The 19,526-nt window shown below is 70.4% G+C and carries 9 protein-coding genes and 1 pseudogene; 4 read left to right on the forward strand and 6 right to left on the reverse strand.

Annotation, left to right across the window (positions count from 1 at the left end; genetic code table 11):
* The first annotated feature begins 547 nt into the window (after window positions 1-547).
* A complete protein-coding gene (locus FHS42_RS09395) occupies window positions 548-3,868 on the forward strand; it encodes a S8 family serine peptidase (RefSeq protein ID WP_184570930.1) in 3,321 nt (1,106 codons plus the stop codon).
* 382 nt (window positions 3,869-4,250) lie between these two features.
* A complete protein-coding gene (gene pepN, locus FHS42_RS09400) occupies window positions 4,251-6,866 on the forward strand; it encodes an aminopeptidase N (RefSeq protein ID WP_184570932.1) in 2,616 nt (871 codons plus the stop codon).
* Between the two features lie 138 nt (window positions 6,867-7,004).
* Here pepN and FHS42_RS09405 read toward each other — a convergent pair whose 3' ends face one another.
* The 5 genes and pseudogenes from FHS42_RS09405 to FHS42_RS09425 all read right to left on the reverse strand — a co-directional run bounded on the left by FHS42_RS09405 (window position 7,005) and on the right by FHS42_RS09425 (window position 13,205).
* Window positions 7,005-7,973 carry an acyl-ACP desaturase gene (locus FHS42_RS09405; RefSeq protein ID WP_184570933.1) on the reverse strand — a complete coding sequence of 323 codons (969 nt, stop codon included), beginning with the start codon at window positions 7,971-7,973 and terminating at the stop codon, window positions 7,005-7,007.
* Between the two features lie 193 nt (window positions 7,974-8,166).
* Window positions 8,167-9,293 (reverse strand): annotated as a pseudogene (alc, locus tag FHS42_RS09410) (allantoicase); the annotation flags it as partial.
* Between the two features lie 592 nt (window positions 9,294-9,885).
* Window positions 9,886-10,128: a hypothetical protein gene (locus tag FHS42_RS09415; protein WP_184570935.1), complete on the reverse strand. Its 243-nt coding sequence runs from the start codon at window positions 10,126-10,128 to the stop codon at window positions 9,886-9,888.
* A 208-nt stretch (window positions 10,129-10,336) separates the two neighbouring features.
* Entirely contained in the window at window positions 10,337-12,868 is a 2,532-nt protein-coding gene (gene malQ / locus FHS42_RS09420; RefSeq protein WP_184570937.1) for a 4-alpha-glucanotransferase, read from the reverse strand.
* A gap of 61 nt (window positions 12,869-12,929) precedes the next feature.
* Window positions 12,930-13,205, reverse strand: a complete 276-nt coding sequence (locus FHS42_RS09425) for a hypothetical protein (RefSeq protein WP_184570939.1) — start codon at window positions 13,203-13,205, stop codon at window positions 12,930-12,932.
* A 641-nt stretch (window positions 13,206-13,846) separates the two neighbouring features.
* Here FHS42_RS09425 and FHS42_RS09430 point away from each other — a divergent pair.
* Window positions 13,847-17,329 (forward strand): beta-N-acetylglucosaminidase domain-containing protein, encoded by a 3,483-nt coding sequence (locus FHS42_RS09430; protein ID WP_184571595.1) that lies wholly within the window; start codon window positions 13,847-13,849, stop codon window positions 17,327-17,329.
* Window positions 17,330-17,553: 224 nt separating this feature from the next.
* Here the strand turns inward: FHS42_RS09430 and FHS42_RS09435 are convergent, their stop codons facing one another.
* Window positions 17,554-18,090: an HNH endonuclease gene (locus FHS42_RS09435; protein ID WP_184570941.1), complete on the reverse strand. Its 537-nt coding sequence runs from the start codon at window positions 18,088-18,090 to the stop codon at window positions 17,554-17,556.
* A gap of 231 nt (window positions 18,091-18,321) precedes the next feature.
* Here FHS42_RS09435 and FHS42_RS09440 point away from each other — a divergent pair, with 231 nt between their 5' ends.
* The gene (locus tag FHS42_RS09440) at window positions 18,322-19,410 is read left to right on the forward strand and encodes a mechanosensitive ion channel family protein (protein ID WP_184570943.1); all 1,089 of its coding nucleotides are present in this window, start codon (window positions 18,322-18,324) and stop codon (window positions 19,408-19,410) included.
* Window positions 19,411-19,526 lie beyond the last annotated feature (116 nt).

Consider the following 19,526-nt stretch of genomic DNA (forward strand, 5'->3'; position numbering starts at 1 on the left):
CATCTCCGCACGTGGATCTCTCGCCCCAGGGACGGCCATCGACCGCTCGCCCGCGGGAGCTTTGCCGGCCACCGCGTGTTCACCGAAGAGGGGAACGCACTGGCGGCACGGCCCCCGCGTGCGGGGCGCCGGGCCCGGTGCCGGCAGGTGAAGTGGGACGGGCTACGTGGCGCTTGTGAGCCCCGGTTGACGCGCCGCCCGCGCCGCGGAGCCTTCGCGCAACTAGCTTGATCACCGTCGCTGGGCCGCTCGCGCTCGGCCGCTGCGGCCGGGCGCCCCGCCCTGCCCGCGCCATACCGCCCGCGGGCCGCTCGCGCCCCATCGCACCGCACCGCGCCCCGCCGCACCGCACCGCACCGCGCCCTACCGCGCCCGTTCGCTTCGGCCCGGGCGGCCCCCTTTGGGGCTCTATATCGCATTCGTCAGGTATGCCGCATGGCGGGAATATGCCAACCACTACATCTGGCTTGGGTAGCACTCCCCAAACAATGTGTTCTTACACAAAGGTGAACGGTCAGTTGGCACCGCATTCCGAACAAGGATGTCCATGTCCCGATCACCTGTTGATATATCCCGACGTCAGAGACGCACGACTCGCATCGTGCTCGCTGCTGGCCTGGTGGCGGCGCTGTCCGCTGCCGGGGTGGCGCCCGTGCTCGCTGATGAGCCCGGCCCCGTTCCCGCCCCGCTCGTTCCCGCCAAGCCGGCGAAGGACAAGCTTGGTGCGGCCGATGCCAAGCTGCTCGCCGAGGCCAAGGCCGAGGGCGACAAGACGATCACGATGATGGTCGCGGCCCAGCCGGGTTCGACCGACCGCGTCGCCAGCGAACTGGATGCCGTCAAGGGCGCGTCCGTTGGCCGCACGTACGACAAGCTCGGCTACGTCCGCGCCACCGTCCCCATCGGACAGGCCGATCAGGCCATCAGCAAGGCCAAGCAGCTGTCCGATGTGCACGGCATCGACCTCAAGCACGAGATCAAGCTGCCGGACCCGACTCCCGGCGCCGATTCGGTGCGCGGCGGCACGTCCGCGAAGGCCGGTTCGTACCCGGCTCCGGGCAAGAAGACCCCCGCCAAGAACCCGTACCAGCCCGCGCATGAGACCGGCGCCGTGGACTTCGTGAAGAAGAACCCGCGCGCCGATGGCCGGGGCGTGACCATCGGCGTCCTGGACTCCGGTGTCGATCTCGCGCACCCCGCGCTTCAGAAGACCACCACCGGCGAGCGCAAGATCACGGACTGGGTCACGGCGACCGACCCGATCACCGACCAGGACGGCACCTGGCGCCCGATGACGACCAACGTCGCCGGCCCCAGCTTCTCCTTCAACGGCCGCACCTACAAAGCCCCCGAGGGCTCGTACCAGGTGAATGTCTTCCAGGAGAAGATCACCGACGGCGGCCCTGACGGCAGCGACTACCACGGTGACGTCAACCGGGACGGCGACAAGACGGACTCGTGGGCCCTGCTGTACGACGCGGCCAAGGGCACCGTCCGCGTGGACCTCAACGACAACGGCGACTTCGCGGACGACAAGCCGATGAAGCCGTATCGGGACGGGCACCAGGTCGGCTACTTCGGCACCGATGACCCGAAGACGCCGATCGCGGAGCGCTCCCCGTTCGTCGTGGAGATCCGCAAGAACGTGCCGCTCGACCCGCTGGGCGGCAGCAACGTCGGCAAGAAGGCCGACTTCGTCAACGTCGGCATCATCGAGTCCGAGCACGGCACGCACGTCGCGGGCATCACGGCCGCCAACAAGCTGTTCGGCGGCAAGATGAACGGCGCCGCCCCCGGCGCCAAGATCGTCTCCTCGCGTGCGTGCAGTTGGAGCGGCGGCTGCACCAACGTGGCGCTGACCGAGGGCATGATCGACCTCGTCACCGAGCGCGGCGTGAACGTCGTCAACATGTCGATCGGCGGCCTGCCGCCGCTGAACGACGGCAACAACGCGCGCTCCGAGCTGTACACCCGGCTCATCGACACCTACGGCGTGCAGCTCATCATCTCCGCGGGCAACAGCGGTCCGGGTGCCAACACCATCGGTGACCCGGCGCTCGCCAACAAGGTGATCAGCGTCGGCGCGGGCGTGTCCAAGGAAACCTGGGCCGCCAACTACGGCTCCGAGGTGAAGCGGACCTACAACCTCTTCCCGTTCTCCTCGCGCGGGCCGCGGGAGGACGGCGGCTTCACGCCGACCCTCGTCGCCCCGGGTTCGTCCATCAACACGACCCAGACCTGGCTGCCCGGCTCGCCGGTAGCTGAGGCCGGATACGACCTGCCGGTCGGCTACAGCATGCTGCAAGGCACCTCGATGGCGTCCCCGCAGGCCGCCGGCGCCTCGGCGCTGCTGCTCTCGGCAGCCAAGCAGCAGGGCATCAAGCTCACCCCCGCCGCTCTGCGCACGGCGCTGACCAGCACCGCTCACAAGATTCCGGGCGTGCAGGCGTACGAGCAGGGCGCTGGCCGGATGGACATCGTCGATGCCTGGAAGTCGATTCGCAAGGGCGCCAAGGCGCATGAGTACACGGTCAAGGCGCCGGTGAAATCCGCGCTCTCGGACTACCTCAAGACCCCGGGCTTTGGCACCGGCGTCTACGACCGCGAGAGCGGTCTGAAGGCCGGACAGTCCAAGACGTACGACGTCACCATCACCCGCACCACAGGCCCGGACCGCGCCGTGTCGCACCAGTTGAACTGGCGCAACAACAGCGGTGCCTTCCGGCTCGACGGCCGCAGCACTGTGTCGCTGCCGCTGAACAAGCCGGTCACCGTCAAGATTGCCGCCAAGCCTCGCGCGGTGGGCGTGCACAGCGCCATCCTGGAGGTCAACGACCGCAGGACCGAGGGCGTTGACCACCAGATCCTGAACACGGTCGTGGTCGCGAAGCCGCTTGCTGCTCCGTCGTACACGGTCAAGGAGTCGGGTTCGGTGCAGCGCAGCGCCCCGACCTCGTACTTCGTCAACGTCCCCAAGGGCGCTAAGACCCTTGAGGTGGCGCTCGGCGCACTGAAGGGCAAGAGCCAGACGCGCTTCATCGCGATCAACCCGTACGGGATTCCGGTGGACTCGACCTCGTCGATCGCCTGCTACCCGAACTACAACAACCCGAACAACACCTGCCGTCCCGACCGGCGCGCGTACGCCAACCCGATCCCGGGCGTGTGGGAGATCGAGGTCGAGGCCCGGCGGACATCGCCGATCCTGGACAACCCGTACCAGCTCACCGTGAACGCGCTGGGCAGCACGTTCGCGCCCGAGACGCAGACCCTCGCTGAGGCGAAGGTCGGCAAGGCCACCCCCGTGGAGTGGAAGGTCACCAACGGGTTCGGCCCCATCGACGGCAAGCTGAAGGGCGGCCCGCTCGGCTCTGCGAAGACCGAGCGCCCCACCATCAAGCAGGGTGAGACCCGCAAGACGCAGGTCACGGTCGCCGAAGGCACCTCGCGTCTCGACGTCACCATCGGTGGCGCCGCCGACGCCAAGTCGGACCTGGACCTGGCCGTGGTGTTCAACGGCCAGGTGGTGGGCGACTCCACGTCGTCCGGCTCCGATGAGAAGGTGTCGCTGCGTACGCCCAAGGCGGGCACGTACACCATCGAGGTCGCCGGCTACTCGGTGCCCGCGGGCAGCACCGCCTTCGACTACCAGGACCTGTTCTTCGCCCCCTCGCTGGGTGAGTTGAAGGCCGACGACGCCAAGCCGGTCAAGCTCGCCAACGGTCAGTCGGCCCAGGTCACGGCCGATGTCGTGGTCGCAGGTCCGGCGCCGGACGGCCGGACGTTCTTCGGTGAGCTGTCGCTGGTCAACCAGGCCGGCACCAGCACCGGAGGCGGCAGCGTGAAGATCGAGAAGGTCATCCCCTAACGCGCACTCCCGCGCGCAGTACGCGTACTGCGCGCGGGATACACGCTGTGCACGAGGCACACGCAACGGGTGCCATGTGCGAATCATGCGCCATGTGCGAGATGTACGGGATGTGCCTGTTTGGCGGGGCGAGCCGGTGTCTTCGGCTCGCCCCGCCGTGTTGTTCCCGCGCCTGCGTCCGCGGCTGCGGCTGCGCCTGCCCGCAGCTCTGCCTGTGGCCGCGGCTGCGCCTGTTCTCGCGGTTGCGGTGGCGCGCCGGCAAGACCCAGCCGCTCCCCCGCGCGGGCCGCACCGTTTCGCGCGGACCCGATTAATCAGCGGGGCCGTCTCTGGGGGCGTGGAAGGATGGCAGTACATCTAAAGTCGTTAAGGAGATGCCCAGGTGCCTGGCACGAATCTGACCCGCGAAGAGGCGCAGGAGCGGGCGCGCCTGCTCACCGTCGATGCATACGCGATCGAACTCGATCTCGCCGGCGCACAGGAAGGAGGCACCTACCGCTCGGTAACCACGGTGCGGTTCGACTCCGCCGAGAGCGGCGTGTCCTCGTTCATCGATCTGGTCGCCCCCGCGGTGCACGAGGTGGTGCTCAACGGCGAGGCGCTCGATGCGGGTGAGGTCTTCGCCGACTCCCGGATCACGCTGCCGGGGCTGCTGGCCGGCCGCAATGAACTGCGGGTGGTCGCGGACTGCGAGTACACCAACACCGGTGAGGGTCTGCATCGGTTCGTGGACCCGGTGGATCAACAGGCTTACCTGTACACCCAGTTCGAGGTGCCCGACGCGCGCCGAGTGTTCGCCTCCTTCGAGCAGCCGGACCTGAAGGCAACCTTCCAGTTCACCGTGGTGGCCCCCGACAACTGGACGGTGGTCTCCAACTCCCCGACGCCCGAGCCCAAGAACAACGTCTGGCACTTCGAGCCGACGCCGCGCATCTCCTCGTACATCACCGCGCTGATCGTCGGCCCGTACCACAGCGTGCACAGCTCGTACGAGAAGGACGGGCGCGCCGTGCCGCTGGGCATCTACTGCCGTCCCTCGCTCGCCCAGTACCTGGACGCCGACGCGATCTTCGCGGTCACTCGGCAGGGCTTCGACTGGTTCGAGGAGAAGTTCGACTACGCGTACCCGTTCGCCAAGTACGACCAGCTCTTCGTGCCCGAGTTCAACGCGGGCGCCATGGAGAACGCGGGCGCGGTCACCATTCGCGACCAGTACGTCTTCCGATCCAAGGTGACGGACGCGGCGTACGAGGTGCGGGCCGAGACCATCCTGCACGAGCTGGCCCATATGTGGTTCGGCGACCTGGTGACCATGGAGTGGTGGAACGACCTGTGGCTGAACGAGTCGTTCGCCACCTACACCTCCATCGCCTGCCAGGCCTACGCCCCCGGCTCCAAGTGGCCGCACTCGTGGACCACCTTCGCCAACTCGATGAAGACCTGGGCGTACCGGCAGGACCAACTGCCGTCCACTCACCCGATCATGGCCGAGATCGGCGACCTGGACGATGTGCTGGTCAACTTTGACGGCATCACCTACGCCAAGGGCGCCAGCGTCCTCAAGCAACTCGTCGCCTACGTCGGCATGGACGAGTTCTTCCGCGGCGTGCAGGCGTACTTCAAGCGCCACGCGTACGGGAACACGCGGCTGAGCGACCTGCTCGGCGCGCTGGAGGAGACCAGTGGCCGCGATCTGAAGACCTGGTCGAAGGCATGGCTGGAAACGGCGGGCATCAACGTGCTGCGCCCCGAGATCGAGACCGACGCGAACGGCATCATCACCTCCTTCGCCATCCGGCAGGAGGCCCCGGCGCTGCCCACCGGTGCGAAGGGCGAGCCGACGCTGCGCCCGCACCGGATCGCGGTCGGCGCCTACGACCTGGACGCGAACGGCAAGCTGGTGCGCGGCGCCGGCGTCCCCGCGACCGAGGACTGGGGGCGGGTGGAGCTGGACGTGGACGGCGAACTCACCCCCGTGCCGCAGCTCGTGGGCAAACCGCGCCCGGCCGTGGTGCTGCTCAACGACGACGACCTGTCGTACGCCAAGGTGCGGCTCGACGAGGAGTCGCTGCGCGTGGTCACCCAGCACCTGGGCGACTTCGCCGAGTCGTTGCCGCGGGCGCTGTGCTGGGCCTCGGCGTGGGACATGACGCGGGACGGCGAGCTGGCCACCCGCGACTATCTGGCGCTGGTGCTCTCCGGCATCGGCAAGGAGACCGACATCGGCGTCGTGCAGTCGCTGCACCGCCAGGTGAAGCTGGCGCTGGACCTGTACGCGGCGCCGGGCTGGCGCGAGAGCGGCCTCGCCATCTGGAGCGATGCGGCGCTTGAGCACCTGCGGGCCGCGGCGCCAGGCAGCGACCACCAGTTGGCGTGGGCCCGCGCGTTCGCCGCCACCGCCCGCATCGAGGCCCACCTCGACCTGCTCGCCGCGCTGCTCGACGGCAGCGAGACGATCGAGGGCCTGGCCATCGACACGGACCTGCGCTGGGCGCTCCTTCAGCGGCTGGCCGCCACGGGGCGGGCCGACGAGGACGCCATCGCGGCCGAGCTTCAGCGCGACCAGACCTCAGCCGGCGAGCAGTACGCGACCAGCGCCCGGGCGGCACGCCCGACGCCGGAGGCCAAGGCCGCGGTGTGGGCGGCGATCGTGGAGGACGACACGCTGCCCAACGCGATGCAGGAGGCCGCCATCGGCGGCTTCGTCCAGACCGACCAGCGCGAGCTGCTCGCCCCGTACGCGGAGAAGTATTTCGCGGTGGTCAAGGGCCTTTGGAACAACCGCAGCCACGAGATCGCCCAACAAATCGCGGTGGGCCTCTACCCCTCGCTCCAGATCTCGCAGGCCACCTTGGACGCGGCGGACGCCTGGCTGGACAGCGCCGAGCCGAGCGCGGCCCTGCGCCGAGTGGTGACGGAGAACCGCGCGGGCGTGGAGCGGGCCCTGCGCGCGCAGCGCGCCGACGCGGACGCCGCGGCGGCGGCGCAAGCCGGCTAGGCACAAGCGGCTGGGACACAGCGGCCCCGTCCTGGTGTGCGGACGGGGCCGTGTTCGGTTGTGCTGGCGGGAGCCGAGCGGGGCTCTCGCCGGTGCGGCCGGGGCGGGTAGGTCCCGGCCGCTGGGCACTCGGGCCGGCTAGCGGCCCCGCGCGGCGCGGCGGGCCAGCAGGGCCTCGCGCCGCTCGTCGAAGCGGGTGGCCTGCTCATTGAGGCCGCCCATGAACATGCCGAGCTCCTCCTGCGCCTTGAGCCCGTCCGGGCCGAGCGCAGAGATGTCGAGCACCTTGAGGTAGCGCAGCACCGGCTGGAGCACATCGTCGTGGTGGATGCGCAGGTTGTAGATGCCACCGATGGCCATCTGCGCCGCCGCCCGCTCGAAGCCGGGGATGCCGTGCCCGGGCATCCGGAAGTCCACGACCACATCGCGTACGGCACACATCGTCTGATCGGGGGCCAGCTCGAACGCCTTGCCGAGCAGGTTCCGGTAGAAAACCATGTGCAGGTTCTCGTCAGTGGCGATGCGAGCCAGCATCCGATCACACACCGGGTCGCCCGACTCATGGCCGGTGTTGCGGTGCGAGATGCGGGTGGCGAGCTCCTGGAAGGCGACGTACGCGACGGAGTGCAGCATGCTGTGCGCGTTGTCGGACTGGAAGCCCTCCGACATGTGCGACATCCGGAAGCGTTCGAGCTCGACCGGGTCCACGGCGCGCGAGGCGAGCAGGTAGTCGCGCATGACGATGCCGTGCCGGCCCTCCTCCGCGGTCCAGCGGTGCACCCAGGTGCCCCAGGCGCCGTCACGGCCGAAGAGACTGGCGATCTCGTGGTGATAGCTGGGGAGGTTGTCCTCGGTGAGCAGGTTCACCACGAGCGCCACCCGGCCTACCGGGGTGACCTTGGACTGCTCCAGGGCCCAGGCGTCGCCGCCCATGATGCCGTCGAAGTTACGTGCGTCGCTCCACGGCACGTACTCGTGTGGCATCCATTCCTTGGCAACGTGCAAATGGCGATTCAGCTCTGTCTCGACGACCTCTTCGAGCGCGTACAACAACTGACTGTCGCTCCACGCGGCCCTTCCCGTAGGGCGTGGTATTGCGGTGGTCACAGCGGGAACTCCTGGGGACGGGGAGTGACGGACTCCTGGGGATGTGTCCGACCTACGGTTCCGTAGGTTACGTCAACGTAGGTTAAAGCGTCTGTAAACGCCAAGCCGCACTTACCCACCTCGCTGCCGCTCCCCTCCTACCCCGCTACTGCCCTTCTCTTACCCGCATCCGGAGTACCCCCCAACCGGTCAGTCAGTCACTCACGGCCGCGTACCGCTCCAGCAGACGGGCCTGACCTGCGGCGGAGAGAGTGCCATGGGCCCGTAGCCGGGCGATGCCCCCATCCGGGAAGGCATCGAGGCGCAGATGCGTGGCAATGGCAGGCGCTGCGAGCCGAAATCGGTGTGGGGTGTCCGGCTGAAGGGTGGTGCGGGGCAGGATCTCGAACCAGGACGCATCGTCGTATGGGTCGGCGGCGGTGGCGTCGCAGCCGTAGACCGCGGTCCAGCCCGCGGCGTTGCCCTTGTTGAGGTAGGCCGTGTCGATCTCCAGGCGCGGATTTGACCGTGCCCCGCGAGCCGGAACCGCACCCAGTCGTTGGTCTCCCGCACCCGGCGGCGGTTCTCCCAGCCGTCGTCCGTCTTTCGGGCGCGGTCGGGTCGAATGATGCTGGTGGGAGAGGAGTAGAAGCAGTCAGACGCGTCCTCGACGGCGCCGCCGTGCAGCACCGAGGCCAGATCGAAGGTTCCGAGCAGGCCAAGCCACTCGGGGGCGGGCACCACCTTGCCGTACACCCGCAGCCGGGCAATGCCGCCGTCTGGATGCTGGTTGAGGCGCAGATGGGTGTAGCGCCGCTCACCGCGGACAGTGAAGCCGTTGGCAGCGTGGCCCCGTACGGGCGTACGCGGCACGATCTCCTCCCAGGGCACCGCGCCCGACAGCAAATGCTCCGGACTCGGCGCGCCCTCGACCGCCGCGGCCTCGACGCTGACGCGCTGCGGATAGTTCCCCCGAAAGTGGGCGGTGTCCACGACCAGTCCGCGCACCATTCCGGGCGCGCCGAGCCGAATCAGCGCCCAGTCGTGGTCGGCATCGGCCGGAAAGGGATGATCGGCATCGGCGCCCCTGCGGCGCCGAGTCTCCCAGCCGTCCATGACCTTGCCCTTGTGGCCGAACGCCTGCGGATCGAACACGGCCGGCTCAGGCACCAGCAGATTCTCCCGCTGGGCGAAGAACTCGTCATTGGCGGCGATGACACCGGCGCCCAACTGGCGGTCGGCCAGATCGACCAACTGGGTGAACGGGAAGTCGCCGCTTCGATAGTCGGCGTACGGGTCGCCGCCTGGGTGGGGGGCGGTGTCGTTGGCGTGCGGGTCGCTATGACGTGGGGGTCACCGTCTGTGTGGGGAGTGGCGCCTGCGTGGGGCTGCGTTGAGCTGCCGGGTTGGCTTGAGCCGGGCTGGCCTGAGTAGGACTGGCCTGAGCCGGACTGGTCTTCGCCGTGCGCGTCGGGGCGGGGCGGGGTGCTGCGGGGCGAGGCTAGGGGCCGTGCCTCGCCTTTCGGTAGCGGTGCTGGGTCGCGCGGGTGCTGGTCCGCGGTCCGGCGAGTTGCATTTCCGGTTCCGAGGGCTGGTGCGGAGCCTGGGGGGTGCTGAGCCGCGGGCCCCTCCTGGTCACCGAAGTGGCTTGCCTACGACTGTCGCAGCGGCCGAACGCACTCGCTGAGGGCACGCAGCACGCGGAGCTTTCTGAGATCCCAGTCGGACATGGGGGCAAGCTACCCAGCGAAGGCGACTCCGGCGGCAACGCCGGGCGGGTACGGAGCGAGACAGCGGGCGACACCGGTCAGCGTGTGGGGCGAGTGCGGGGGCGTTCGGCCCGGGGGGTGCGCCCGCCTGCGCCCTCACCCGCGCTTCTCCACGCCAAAAGCGCCCACGGCGCGAAGCCGTAGGCGCATGGCGGAGCGAAAAATCAGCTCGTGGTCTGCTTGTCGCTCTTGCTGCCGATCATCACGAGACCAGCGATCACGAGGAACGCGACGATGGGAGCAACGACGTAGAGGCCGAGCGTCTCCACGACACTCAGGCCCGGACCCGGGTCATCACCATCGTCGCGGCTGATCGCGAACGCGGGGGACGACATCAGCAGCATCAACGTCAGCCCGGCGGTGACCGTACCGGCGCGCAGGGCGTTCTTCTTGGCCTTAGTGCTCACGGCAGCAACTTACCGAACCCACTCACATGCCGCGCGCCCGGGGTGCCGGAAGGCGCCGCGCGTCGCGCCCCTCGAAGCCCGTCGGCCGACCCCATCGGCCGGCCCCATCGCCTGGATGCCACGCGCCCGGCGCTGCGCTCCTGCCGCCCGGGCTGACGCGCTCCCGTCACCCGGCCGGCGCCCGGCGCGCGCCTGCCTCGGTAGGCGCTCACGTCGGCCCGTGAGCTGCCCGCTCGGCGGCGGCCTCCGCACGCACCTCCGTCCGCACCTCCGCGAGCAGCGCGCGCAGCCGCGGTGACGCGAGGAGTTGCTCCAGCGACATCGGCTGCCCGGTGGCGTCGGCGATGGGCAGCCGCCAGTTCGGGTACTGATCCGAGGTACCGGGCACGTTCTGGGGCCGCCGATCACCCACCGCATCGGGCAGCCATACGCCGACCAGCCGGGCCGGGGTCCTGGCCAAGAAGCGGTAGACCGCCCTGATCGCGGCCTCGTCGTCACCGAGCCCCTCCCGCAGCAGGCCGAGGCCGCGCAGCAAGCTCAGCCATTCGGCGGTCTCCACGGCGTCCCTGGCTTGCTCGTCGGCGAGCGGTTTGGTGCGGAGGCCCAGCCGGTGTCGCAACTGCACATGCTCGCCGGTCAGCCGGGCTGCGGTGCTCGGCAGGTCATGCGTGGTCGCCGTGGCCAGGCAGTCCGTACGCCACTCCCCCGGCGCGAGCGGCCGGGGAGCGCGCGCCGGCGTTCGGCGACCCGCCGCGGCCTCGGGGGCAGCAGCTTCGGGGGCGCGGGCGCCGGCCAGCACCGCGCCACCGTGCGCCGCGCCGTCCTGTGCCACGTCGCCGTGCGCCGCGTCGGGCAGCGGCCCGTCGTCGTGTGCCGCACCATCCCGTGCCACGGCACCTTGTGCGTACGCCCGCTCGAACCACAGCACCGACGTGCCCAGCACACCGCGCTCGGCGAGCGTCTCGCGTATGCCCGGTTCGACCGTGCCCAGGTCCTCGCCGATGACCAACGCGTTGGCCCGGTGGGCCTCAAGGGCGAGCATGCCGAGCATCGCCTCTGCGTCGTAGCGGACGTAGCAGCCGTCGATCGGCTCCCGGCCCTGCGGCACCCACCACAGCCGGAACAGGCCCATCACATGGTCGATGCGCAGCGCGCCCGCGTGCCGGAGCATGCCACGCAGCAGTTCGCGGTACGGGGCATACGCCGACGCCGCCAGCGCGTCGGGGCGCCACGGGGGCAGCCCCCAGTCCTGGCCGCGGGAGGTGAAGGCGTCGGGCGGCGCGCCGATGGACATGCCCGCGGCGAAGACGTGCTGCTGTGCCCAGGCGTCCGCACCAAAGGGATGGACTCCGATGGCCAGGTCGTGGATGAGGCCGATGCCCATGCCCGCGTCGCGCGCCGTGCGCTGGGCGGCAGCGAGTTGCGCGTCGGTCAGCCAGGACAGCCAGCAGTGGAAGTCCACCTGGTCGAGGTGGTCGCCCCGAAACCGCGCGGTGCGGCCGGAGCGCGGGTCGGACAGGCCACTCGGCCAGGAGCGCCAGTCGGGCCCGTACCGCTCGGCCAGTACGCACCAGGTGGCGTGGTCGTCGAGCGCCTGACCGCGTTCGGCGAGGTAGTCGCAGTACGCGGCGCGCCGTCCGGGGCTGAGTGGAACCTTTCTGACCAGCTCTAGGGCCTCCCGCTTAAGGTCCCAGGTGGCGTCCCTGTCGATGAGGGCGCCCTTGCCGAGCACGGCGTCGCGCAGCGCGTCGGCCCGGACCAGCAGCTCATCCACGCGAGCCCGATCGGCGCCGCGAAGCTGCGCGTACTCCGGCACGTCCGCGACCCGCAGATAACTGGGGTCGGGGAAGCGGCGGGAGGAAGGCCGGTAGGGGGAGGGATCGGTCGGGGCGCCGGGCACCGCCGCGTGGAGCGGGTTGAGCTGGAGGAATCCGGCGCCGATGGTGCGGCCTGACCAGGCGGCGAGATCGGCCAGATCGCCGAGGTCGCCCATGCCCCAGGAGCGGGCGGACAGCAGCGAATAGAGCTGCACAAGGAAGCCATGCGTACGCCCTGGCCGCTCGGGCATCCGGTCCGGGGCCACGATCAGCCGGGAGACGGCGGAGCGCCCACCGGGCGCGTGGGCTCGCAGCGTATGGCAGCCGAACGGCAGGGCTGCGTCCAGGCCGTCGCCCTGCCCGTGTCTTCGGGCCCTGTCCCATTCCTGCTGTCCATGGCGTTCTGCGCTTCGCACCCGGTTCGGGTCACGGCGCGGGTCGCGATGGTCGGCCCGCTCTGGGTCACGGTTGGAGTTGGGGTCCTGGTCGCGGTCTTGTCGGGTGCCGCGGCCCGCGGCCACGTCGTCCGCTTCCGGCCCCCAGCCCCGTACACCGCCGTCCTCGGTGTCCACCCGCAGCACGGTCCCGTCAGGGACGTTGAGCCGGGCCGGCCGCCCTGGGCGCGTCACCACGTACGGCGGCAGCAACAGTTGCGATACGTCGTGCGTGTACTGGTCGAGGGCGGTTCGCACGGCGCGCGGCGTAGAAGCGTCCACGCCGAGCGCGGCGAGCACCGCCACAACGGTGTCATCGGGCACGTGCCGGATGCGCCCCGGCGCCGGGGCGTAGGAGGTGGATACGCCATGCAGGTCGGCGAGCCGCGCCAGGTTGCCACGCTCGCTGCCGCAGCCGGCGCTACGCGGCTTGGTGCGTGCGGGGGCTGGCTCCCGGTGCTGGCGCTGGTTGCTCTGGTCGCGGCACATGCCACCTCCCCGCTGTCCGCCCCGGTCTCCCGCACGCGCTGAGGTCATGGTGCCGCGGTCATCAGTACGCCGCTGGCTCCTGCCCCGTGTCGGCGCGTCCCACCGGGTAGGCAGCGGCGGTCGGCTCGCTGGTCAGCGGCAGCTCGGCGCCCAGCGGTGGCTCGCTTGTCAGGGGGGCGGCGTCGGACAGGGGCGGTTCGCTGGTCAGTGGCTGCTCGGCGAACCCACAGGAACCGGAACCGTCTAGCCCCGACTCGGGATCGGACACCCCCTCGTAGAGGTCAGGCTCCACCTGTTTGGCAAGGGCGGACGGAAGAAGTTGAGCTGACGCGGCCACTCGGGCCTCCTGGGGTCGGTCTGGGGTCGGTCGGCAGTCAGACACGTCGAGCCCTACCCAATGCCAGCGGAGGCAGACGCATCTCATCCTCTAACGTGCTCCAGGTCACATTCTCTTCCCAGCGGACGATTTCTCGCGCATCGAGGCCGATCACCGCGAGATGTGAGCCCACCCGAGCGCTCCAACGACGGATTTACGGAGTTATCCGGACCGCGTCCCCCGCCCCCGGTAGTCCCGCACACCGCAATCACGGCACTTCGGTCACCGCCGTTGACACCCCGACCAGCCGGGTGGTGGGCTCGGCTCGCGGCGGCTCGCCACCCCCTTTAAGGCGCCAGCCATGGCGTGCGACAGTCGGCCATCCACCCCCACACAGGCGTTGTCCGTTTGTCCGACAACTGGTTATCCACAGGCACCGGCAGACATCTGCCGCATCCACCACAATCGCTGTACCTGCCGCAATCGCTGTGTCTGCCGCAGTCGCTGTATCCGCCGCGTCGGCGGAGTCCACAGCGGAAGACGAATGAGGCGTTGGAAGACGTAAGGAGGGGGCCGTGCGAGTCCGGGGGAACAGCCAGGGGGATATCCGGCGGGACAAGCCGCGATCGGCGCGGGCCGCAGGCGCCGCAGGGGCGACCGCCATGGTCGCCGCCGTCATCGGTGGGCTGCTTGGGCCCGTGCCGGGCGCCGTCGCCACGCCTGCGCCGGGAGGAGGTGACGCGGGTCGCGCCACCGGGGCCACCAAGAGCGCCGAAACTCCCGAAAGTGCCGCCAGTGGGTTGCCATCGGTGTGGCCGCGCCCACAGTCGATGCGCGCTGCGGGCGCCTCGCTGGCGGTCACCGACGAGGTGACGCTGGTAGCCGATGCGGACACCGACCCGCACGCGCTGGAGGTGCTGCGCTCCGTGCTGCGCGCCGCCGGGGCTCGTACGGTGACCGATGCGAGTCCGGGCGCGCCTTCGCCGCCGCGGGGGCTCGTGGTCTACGTGGGCGGGCGGGGTGCGGACGAGGCACTGCGGGCCTTGCGCGCACCCGCCCGGGGCGATCTGCCCAGCGGCGGCTATCGGCTGGCGACCGGTGTGGTGAACGGACGCGGCACGCTCGCCCTGGACGGCGTGGGCCCGGACGGCCTCTTTCACGCTGCGCAAACACTGCGCCAGCTCGTCATCGACCGCGACGGGCAGCCCGCTGGGCACCGGGAGCTGCCCGGGGTGAGCGTGCGGGACTGGCCCGCGACGCCGGCGCGCGGCCTCACCGAAGGGTTCTACGGAAGGCCGTGGACCCACCGGGAGCGGCTTGACCAACTCGACTTCCTGGGCCGTACGAAGCAGAACCGGTATCTCTACGCACCGGAGGAGGACACCTTTCGGCAGGCCCGCTGGCGCGACCCCTATCCGGCCGAGCAGCGCGCCGAGTTCCGCGCGCTGTCCGAGCGTGCCCGGCGCAACCATGTGACGCTCGGCTGGGCGGTGGCGCCCGGGCAGGACCTGTGCTTCTCATCGGATGAGGATGTGCGGGCTCTCAAGCGCAAAGTGGATGCGATGTGGGCGCTGGGGGTGCGCTCCTTCCAGCTCCAGTTCCAGGACGTGAGTTACAGCGAATGGCACTGTGATGCGGATGCCGACGCCTTCGGCTCGGGGCCAGAGGCCGCCGCGAAGGCGCAGGCAACGGTGACCAACGCGCTGGCCGCGCATCTGGCGGAGCGGCACCCCGGGGCGCAGGCGCTGTCGCTGCTGCCGACCGAGTATTTCCAAAAGGGTGCGACCGAGTTCCGTGCGGCGCTGGCCGGTGCGCTCGATCCGCAGATCGAGGTGGCCTGGACCGGGGTGGGCGTGGTGCCGAAGACGATCACGGGCCGGGAAATGGCCGAGGCCCGCACGGCGTTTCGGCACCCGCTGGTCACCATGGACAACTACCCGATCAATGACTATGCGCAAGACCGGATCTTCCTTGGCCCGTACTCGGGTCGCGACCCGGCCGTGGCCAGCGGCTCTGCGGCGCTGCTGGCCAACGCGATGAAACAGCCCACGGCGTCCCGCATCCCGCTGTTCACCACCGCGGACTTCGCATGGAATCCGAAGAGGTATCGGCCGCAGGAGTCCTGGCAAGCCGCCATTGACGACCTCGCGGGCGATGATGCGCGTACCCGCGCGGCGATGCGGGCCTTCGCGGGCAATGACGCCTCCTCACTCCTCGGCGGCTGGGGGCAAGACCCGGCGCAGACCGTGCCGGAGTCCGCGTATCTGCGCCCCCTGCTTGACGAGTTCTGGGCGGCACGCAAGGCGGCGGCCCAAGACGGCGGCCACGCCCTCGCTCCACGTGGCGGCTCCAGCGGCGCAACCGGTGCGAACCGTGGGGGCGATGGTGGCAGCGCGACTGGGGCGAGCGGCACGGGCGATGGCACTGGCACGAGCGGTGGTGACGGCACTGGCACCGGCACTGGCACCGGCACCGGCACCGGCACCATGAGCCGCCCTGGCGAGCGACGGTTCGCCAGGGCGGCGGAGCGGCTGCGCGTCGAGTTCCGCACCCTGCGCGATGCGCCCAAGCTGCTGGGCGACACCTTCGACGGTGAGGTCACGCCATGGTTGGAGCAGTTGGGCCGCTATGGCGCGGCCGGTGAGCGCGCCGTTGCCGCACTGACCGCACAGGGGCGCGGCGACGGCGCGACCGCCTGGCGGGCCCAGCGCGAGCTGCGCACGCTGCGCGCGCAAAGTGCCGCCAGTCCGGCCACGGTCGGCAAGGGAGTGCTGCCCGACTTCCTCACCCGCGCGATCACCGAATCCGACGCGTGGTGGGGCCTGGACGCCGCAGGCGGCAAGGAGCGGGCGAAGACCCTCACACCGGACGAGGGCGCTGAGCAGGCGAGCGACGGCGATCCGATGACGGCGTTTTGGCCGAGCGCGCCGGGGGCGGCCGGTGCCCCAGAGGGCAGCTCCGGCGGCGACTCGGGCAGCGACCCAGGCGGCGGGACGAGTCTGGCCGATCCGGTGACGGTGGCCTTCGGCGACCGCCGACCGCTCAGCGCCGTCACGGTGCTGACCCAAGCGGCCACGGGCAAGGACGCCAAGCGGCCCACCGGCGCGATCGGGACCGTGGAGGCGCGGGTGCCCGGGCACGGTTGGCGGCGGCTCGGCGAGCTATCAGCCAGCGGGTGGACCCAGGCACCGGGCAAGGGCGTGCACGCCGACGCGGTGCGGCTGCGCTGGGCAGCGGGCGTGCGACCGCCGGCCGTGCAGGAGATCACCCCCTGGTTCGCCGATGGGCCGGTTGCGGAGCTGCGCGTGTCGCGTACGGAGGCGGACGCGGAGATCGGCGGCCCTCCGGCTCGGGTGACGGTCTCGCTGGTCGGCCGGCGGCCCGGTGACGTTCGCGGCGATCTCACGGTGCGTACCAAGGACGGGCTAAAGGTCACGGCTCCGTCCCAGATCACAGCTCCGCGCGGGGGCACGGCGACGGCAGAGGTGGAGGTGTCAGTGCCGGCGGGGACCAAGCCGGGTTCGTATCGACTGCCGATCCGCTTCGGTTCACAGGAGACCACCTTGACCGTACGGGCGTATCCGCGAACCGGCGGCCCGGACCTGGCGCGGGACGCGCGCGCGACCTCGTCGGCGGACGAGACGAAGGACTTCCCCGCATCGGCCGCGATCGATGAAGATCCGGCAACTCGTTGGTCCTCGCCCGCCGATGACGACGCCTGGTGGCAGTTGGAGCTGGCCGGCCCGACCCGGCTCGGCCGCCTCGACCTGCACTGGCAAGACGCCCATGCCGCCCGGTACCGAATACAGGTCTCGTCCAACGGGCGCACCTGGCGCACGGCGGCCACGGTCCGCGACAGTGCGGGCGGACGCGAAACGGTCCGCATGGACGCGCCCGGCACCCGCTTCGTACGCGTCCAGGGGCAGGAGCGGGCGACGCGTTTCGGATACTCGCTGAGGTCGGTCCGGGTCTACGCGGTAGCGCCCGGGACGACGAAGACACCGGGGGCAGCAAGCGTGCCAGCAGCGACACAAACACCAGCGGAGGCAACAGACGGAGGGCAGCCGCGCATCCGGAGCACCCCCGACCCGGCTGGCACAGCGGCCCCAGCCGAGACATCACCAGCGCCGTCCGCTGCCGGCTGACCTCGCCGCAGGGGTCGCGGGTGCCGGGGAGGCCGCGGGGCGCACGCGTCACGGAAGCATCCGGTGTTGGGCATAAGCCGCACGCCGTAAGCCGCACGCCGTGCCCCGGCGTCCCGCACGCCCGTGCCTCGCGCTGTGCCCCGGGCCTCGCGCTGTGCCCCGGGCGTTCAGCGCGCCGCGCACCCGGTGCGCGGCGCGGCGTACACACGCTGATGGCCCGGTTCTCAGGCGGATACGCCGTCGATCCGAGCCATCACATCGTCCGCCCCGTACGGCTGTAGGTATGGCAGCCAGCGCGGGTCCCTATGCCCGGTGCCGATGATCCGCCAGGCGAGGCCGGATGGTGGAGCTGGTTGGTGACGCAGCCGCCAGCCGAGTTCCGCGACATGGCGATCAGCCTTGACGTGGTTGCAGCGGCGACACGCCGCGACCACGTTCTCCCAGGCATGCTGACCGCCCCGGCTGCGCGGGATGACGTGATCGACGCTGGTTGCGACGCCACCGCAGTACGCGCAGCGACCGCCGTCCCTGGCGAACAGGGCACGGCGGGTCAGCGGAACAGGAGCCCGAAAGGGGACTCGCACGAACCGCTTCAAGCGGACGACGCTGGGTGCGGGTATGACGCGGGTCGCGCTGTGCATCAGGGCGCCTGACTCCTCAAGGCTGACGGCCTTTTCGTTGAGGATGAGTACGAGCGCGCGGCGGAGCGGTACGACGCCAAGTGGCTCGTACGACGCGTTGAGGACCAGAACATGCGGCACGGGTGCCTCCCTGTACGCCGGCGGCGCGTGGCTCGCGCCGGGACGATCTCCCCTTAGTGTCTATGCACCCCTGGTGAGAGCGCCACCACCGCCAGGTAACGGACCAAGAGTGTTTTCGACCACACCCTCTTCTTGCCCGGGCCGCTCACTGTTGTCTCTCGAACATCACAACGAGACACCCTCCGCGCCCCGTTAGTGTGGATGGTCTGCCCGTGCGCCAAAGTGCCGGGCATGTCCACGAAAGGGTTGTCCCCTGTGCTCCGGTCCGCCGCACCGTCCCCTGACGCGACGCCACGCGCCACGGCGCTCGACGAGACGCAAGAGTCCGCGGAGAACGCCGCGGGCTGGATCGGAGAGAACTGGTCCGACTGGCTGGGCCTCGGGTTGCGCATGCTGCTCATCGTGGTGATCGCGGTCGTGTTGCGGTCGGTGATCCGGCGCTCGATCACCCGGTTGATCTCACGCATGAACCGCACCGCCCAGGCCGTGGACGGCACGGCACTCGGCGGACTCCTGGTCAACGCGGAGCGTCGGCGTCAACGGTCCGAGGCGATCGGCTCGGTGCTGCGCAGCGTCGCCTCATTCATGATCATGGGCACGGCGGCGCTAATGATCCTCTCCGCCCTGGACATCAACCTCGCGCCGCTCCTGGCGAGTGCGGGGGTCGCGGGCGTGGCGATCGGCTTCGGCGCCAGGAACCTGGTCACCGACTTCCTCTCCGGGGTCTTCATGATCCTTGAGGACCAGTACGGGGTGGGCGACTCCATCGATGCGGGCGTGGCCTCCGGCGAGGTGATCGAGGTCGGCCTGCGCGTGACGAAGCTGCGCGGCGACGACGGCGAGATCTGGTACGTACGCAACGGCGAGGTCAAGCGCATAGGGAACCTCAGCCAGGGTTGGTCCACAGCGGGCGTCGATGTCCAGGTCCGCTACGACGAGGACCTGGAGAAGGTCAGGAAGGTGATCGCCGGCGCCGGTGCGGAGATGGGGACGTCCCAGCCGTGGGACGAGGCGCTGTGGGAGCCGGTGTCGGTGCTCGGCCTGGACGCGGTGTACCTCGACTCGGTGGTGATCCGCGTCACGGCGAAGACCATGCCGGGCAAGGCGTTGATCGTGGAACGGGAACTGCGCTGGCGGATCAAGCGGGCGCTGGACGCGCAAGGCATTCGGATCGTGGGCGGTCCGCCACCGGACGCCGGCACCACGCTCCCGGCCGACCCGACCGCGGGCATGTCCGCGCCCTCGGCCCTGGCCCTCCCCACGTCGCCCCAATCCGTCGCGGCGTCACCGATACCACCGCCCACCAACCTACAAAAGTAGCCCGGCCCCACCCGGTCCCCACACTTCGCGCGCTCCCGAGGCCCCACGCGACCTCGGCTTTCCCGTACGGCCCCGGCAACCCCGTAGGCGCGGCAATGCCCGCCGCATGATGAAGG

It is taken from the genome of Streptomyces zagrosensis, assembly GCF_014203645.1.
In the GTDB taxonomy this organism is placed as follows: domain Bacteria; phylum Actinomycetota; class Actinomycetes; order Streptomycetales; family Streptomycetaceae; genus Streptomyces; species Streptomyces zagrosensis.

What these genes read in the sequence shown, in the direction of transcription:
- FHS42_RS09395 (WP_184570930.1), top strand. Translation starts at nt 548, where the DNA reads ATGTCCCGATCACCTGTTGATATATCCCGACGTCAGAGACGCACGACT.
- malQ (WP_184570937.1), bottom strand. Translation starts at nt 12,868, where the DNA reads ATGTGCCGCGACCAGAGCAACCAGCGCCAGCACCGGGAGCCAGCCCCC.
- FHS42_RS09430 (WP_184571595.1), top strand. Translation starts at nt 13,847, where the DNA reads ATGGTCGCCGCCGTCATCGGTGGGCTGCTTGGGCCCGTGCCGGGCGCC.
- FHS42_RS09440 (WP_184570943.1), top strand. Translation starts at nt 18,322, where the DNA reads ATGTCCACGAAAGGGTTGTCCCCTGTGCTCCGGTCCGCCGCACCGTCC.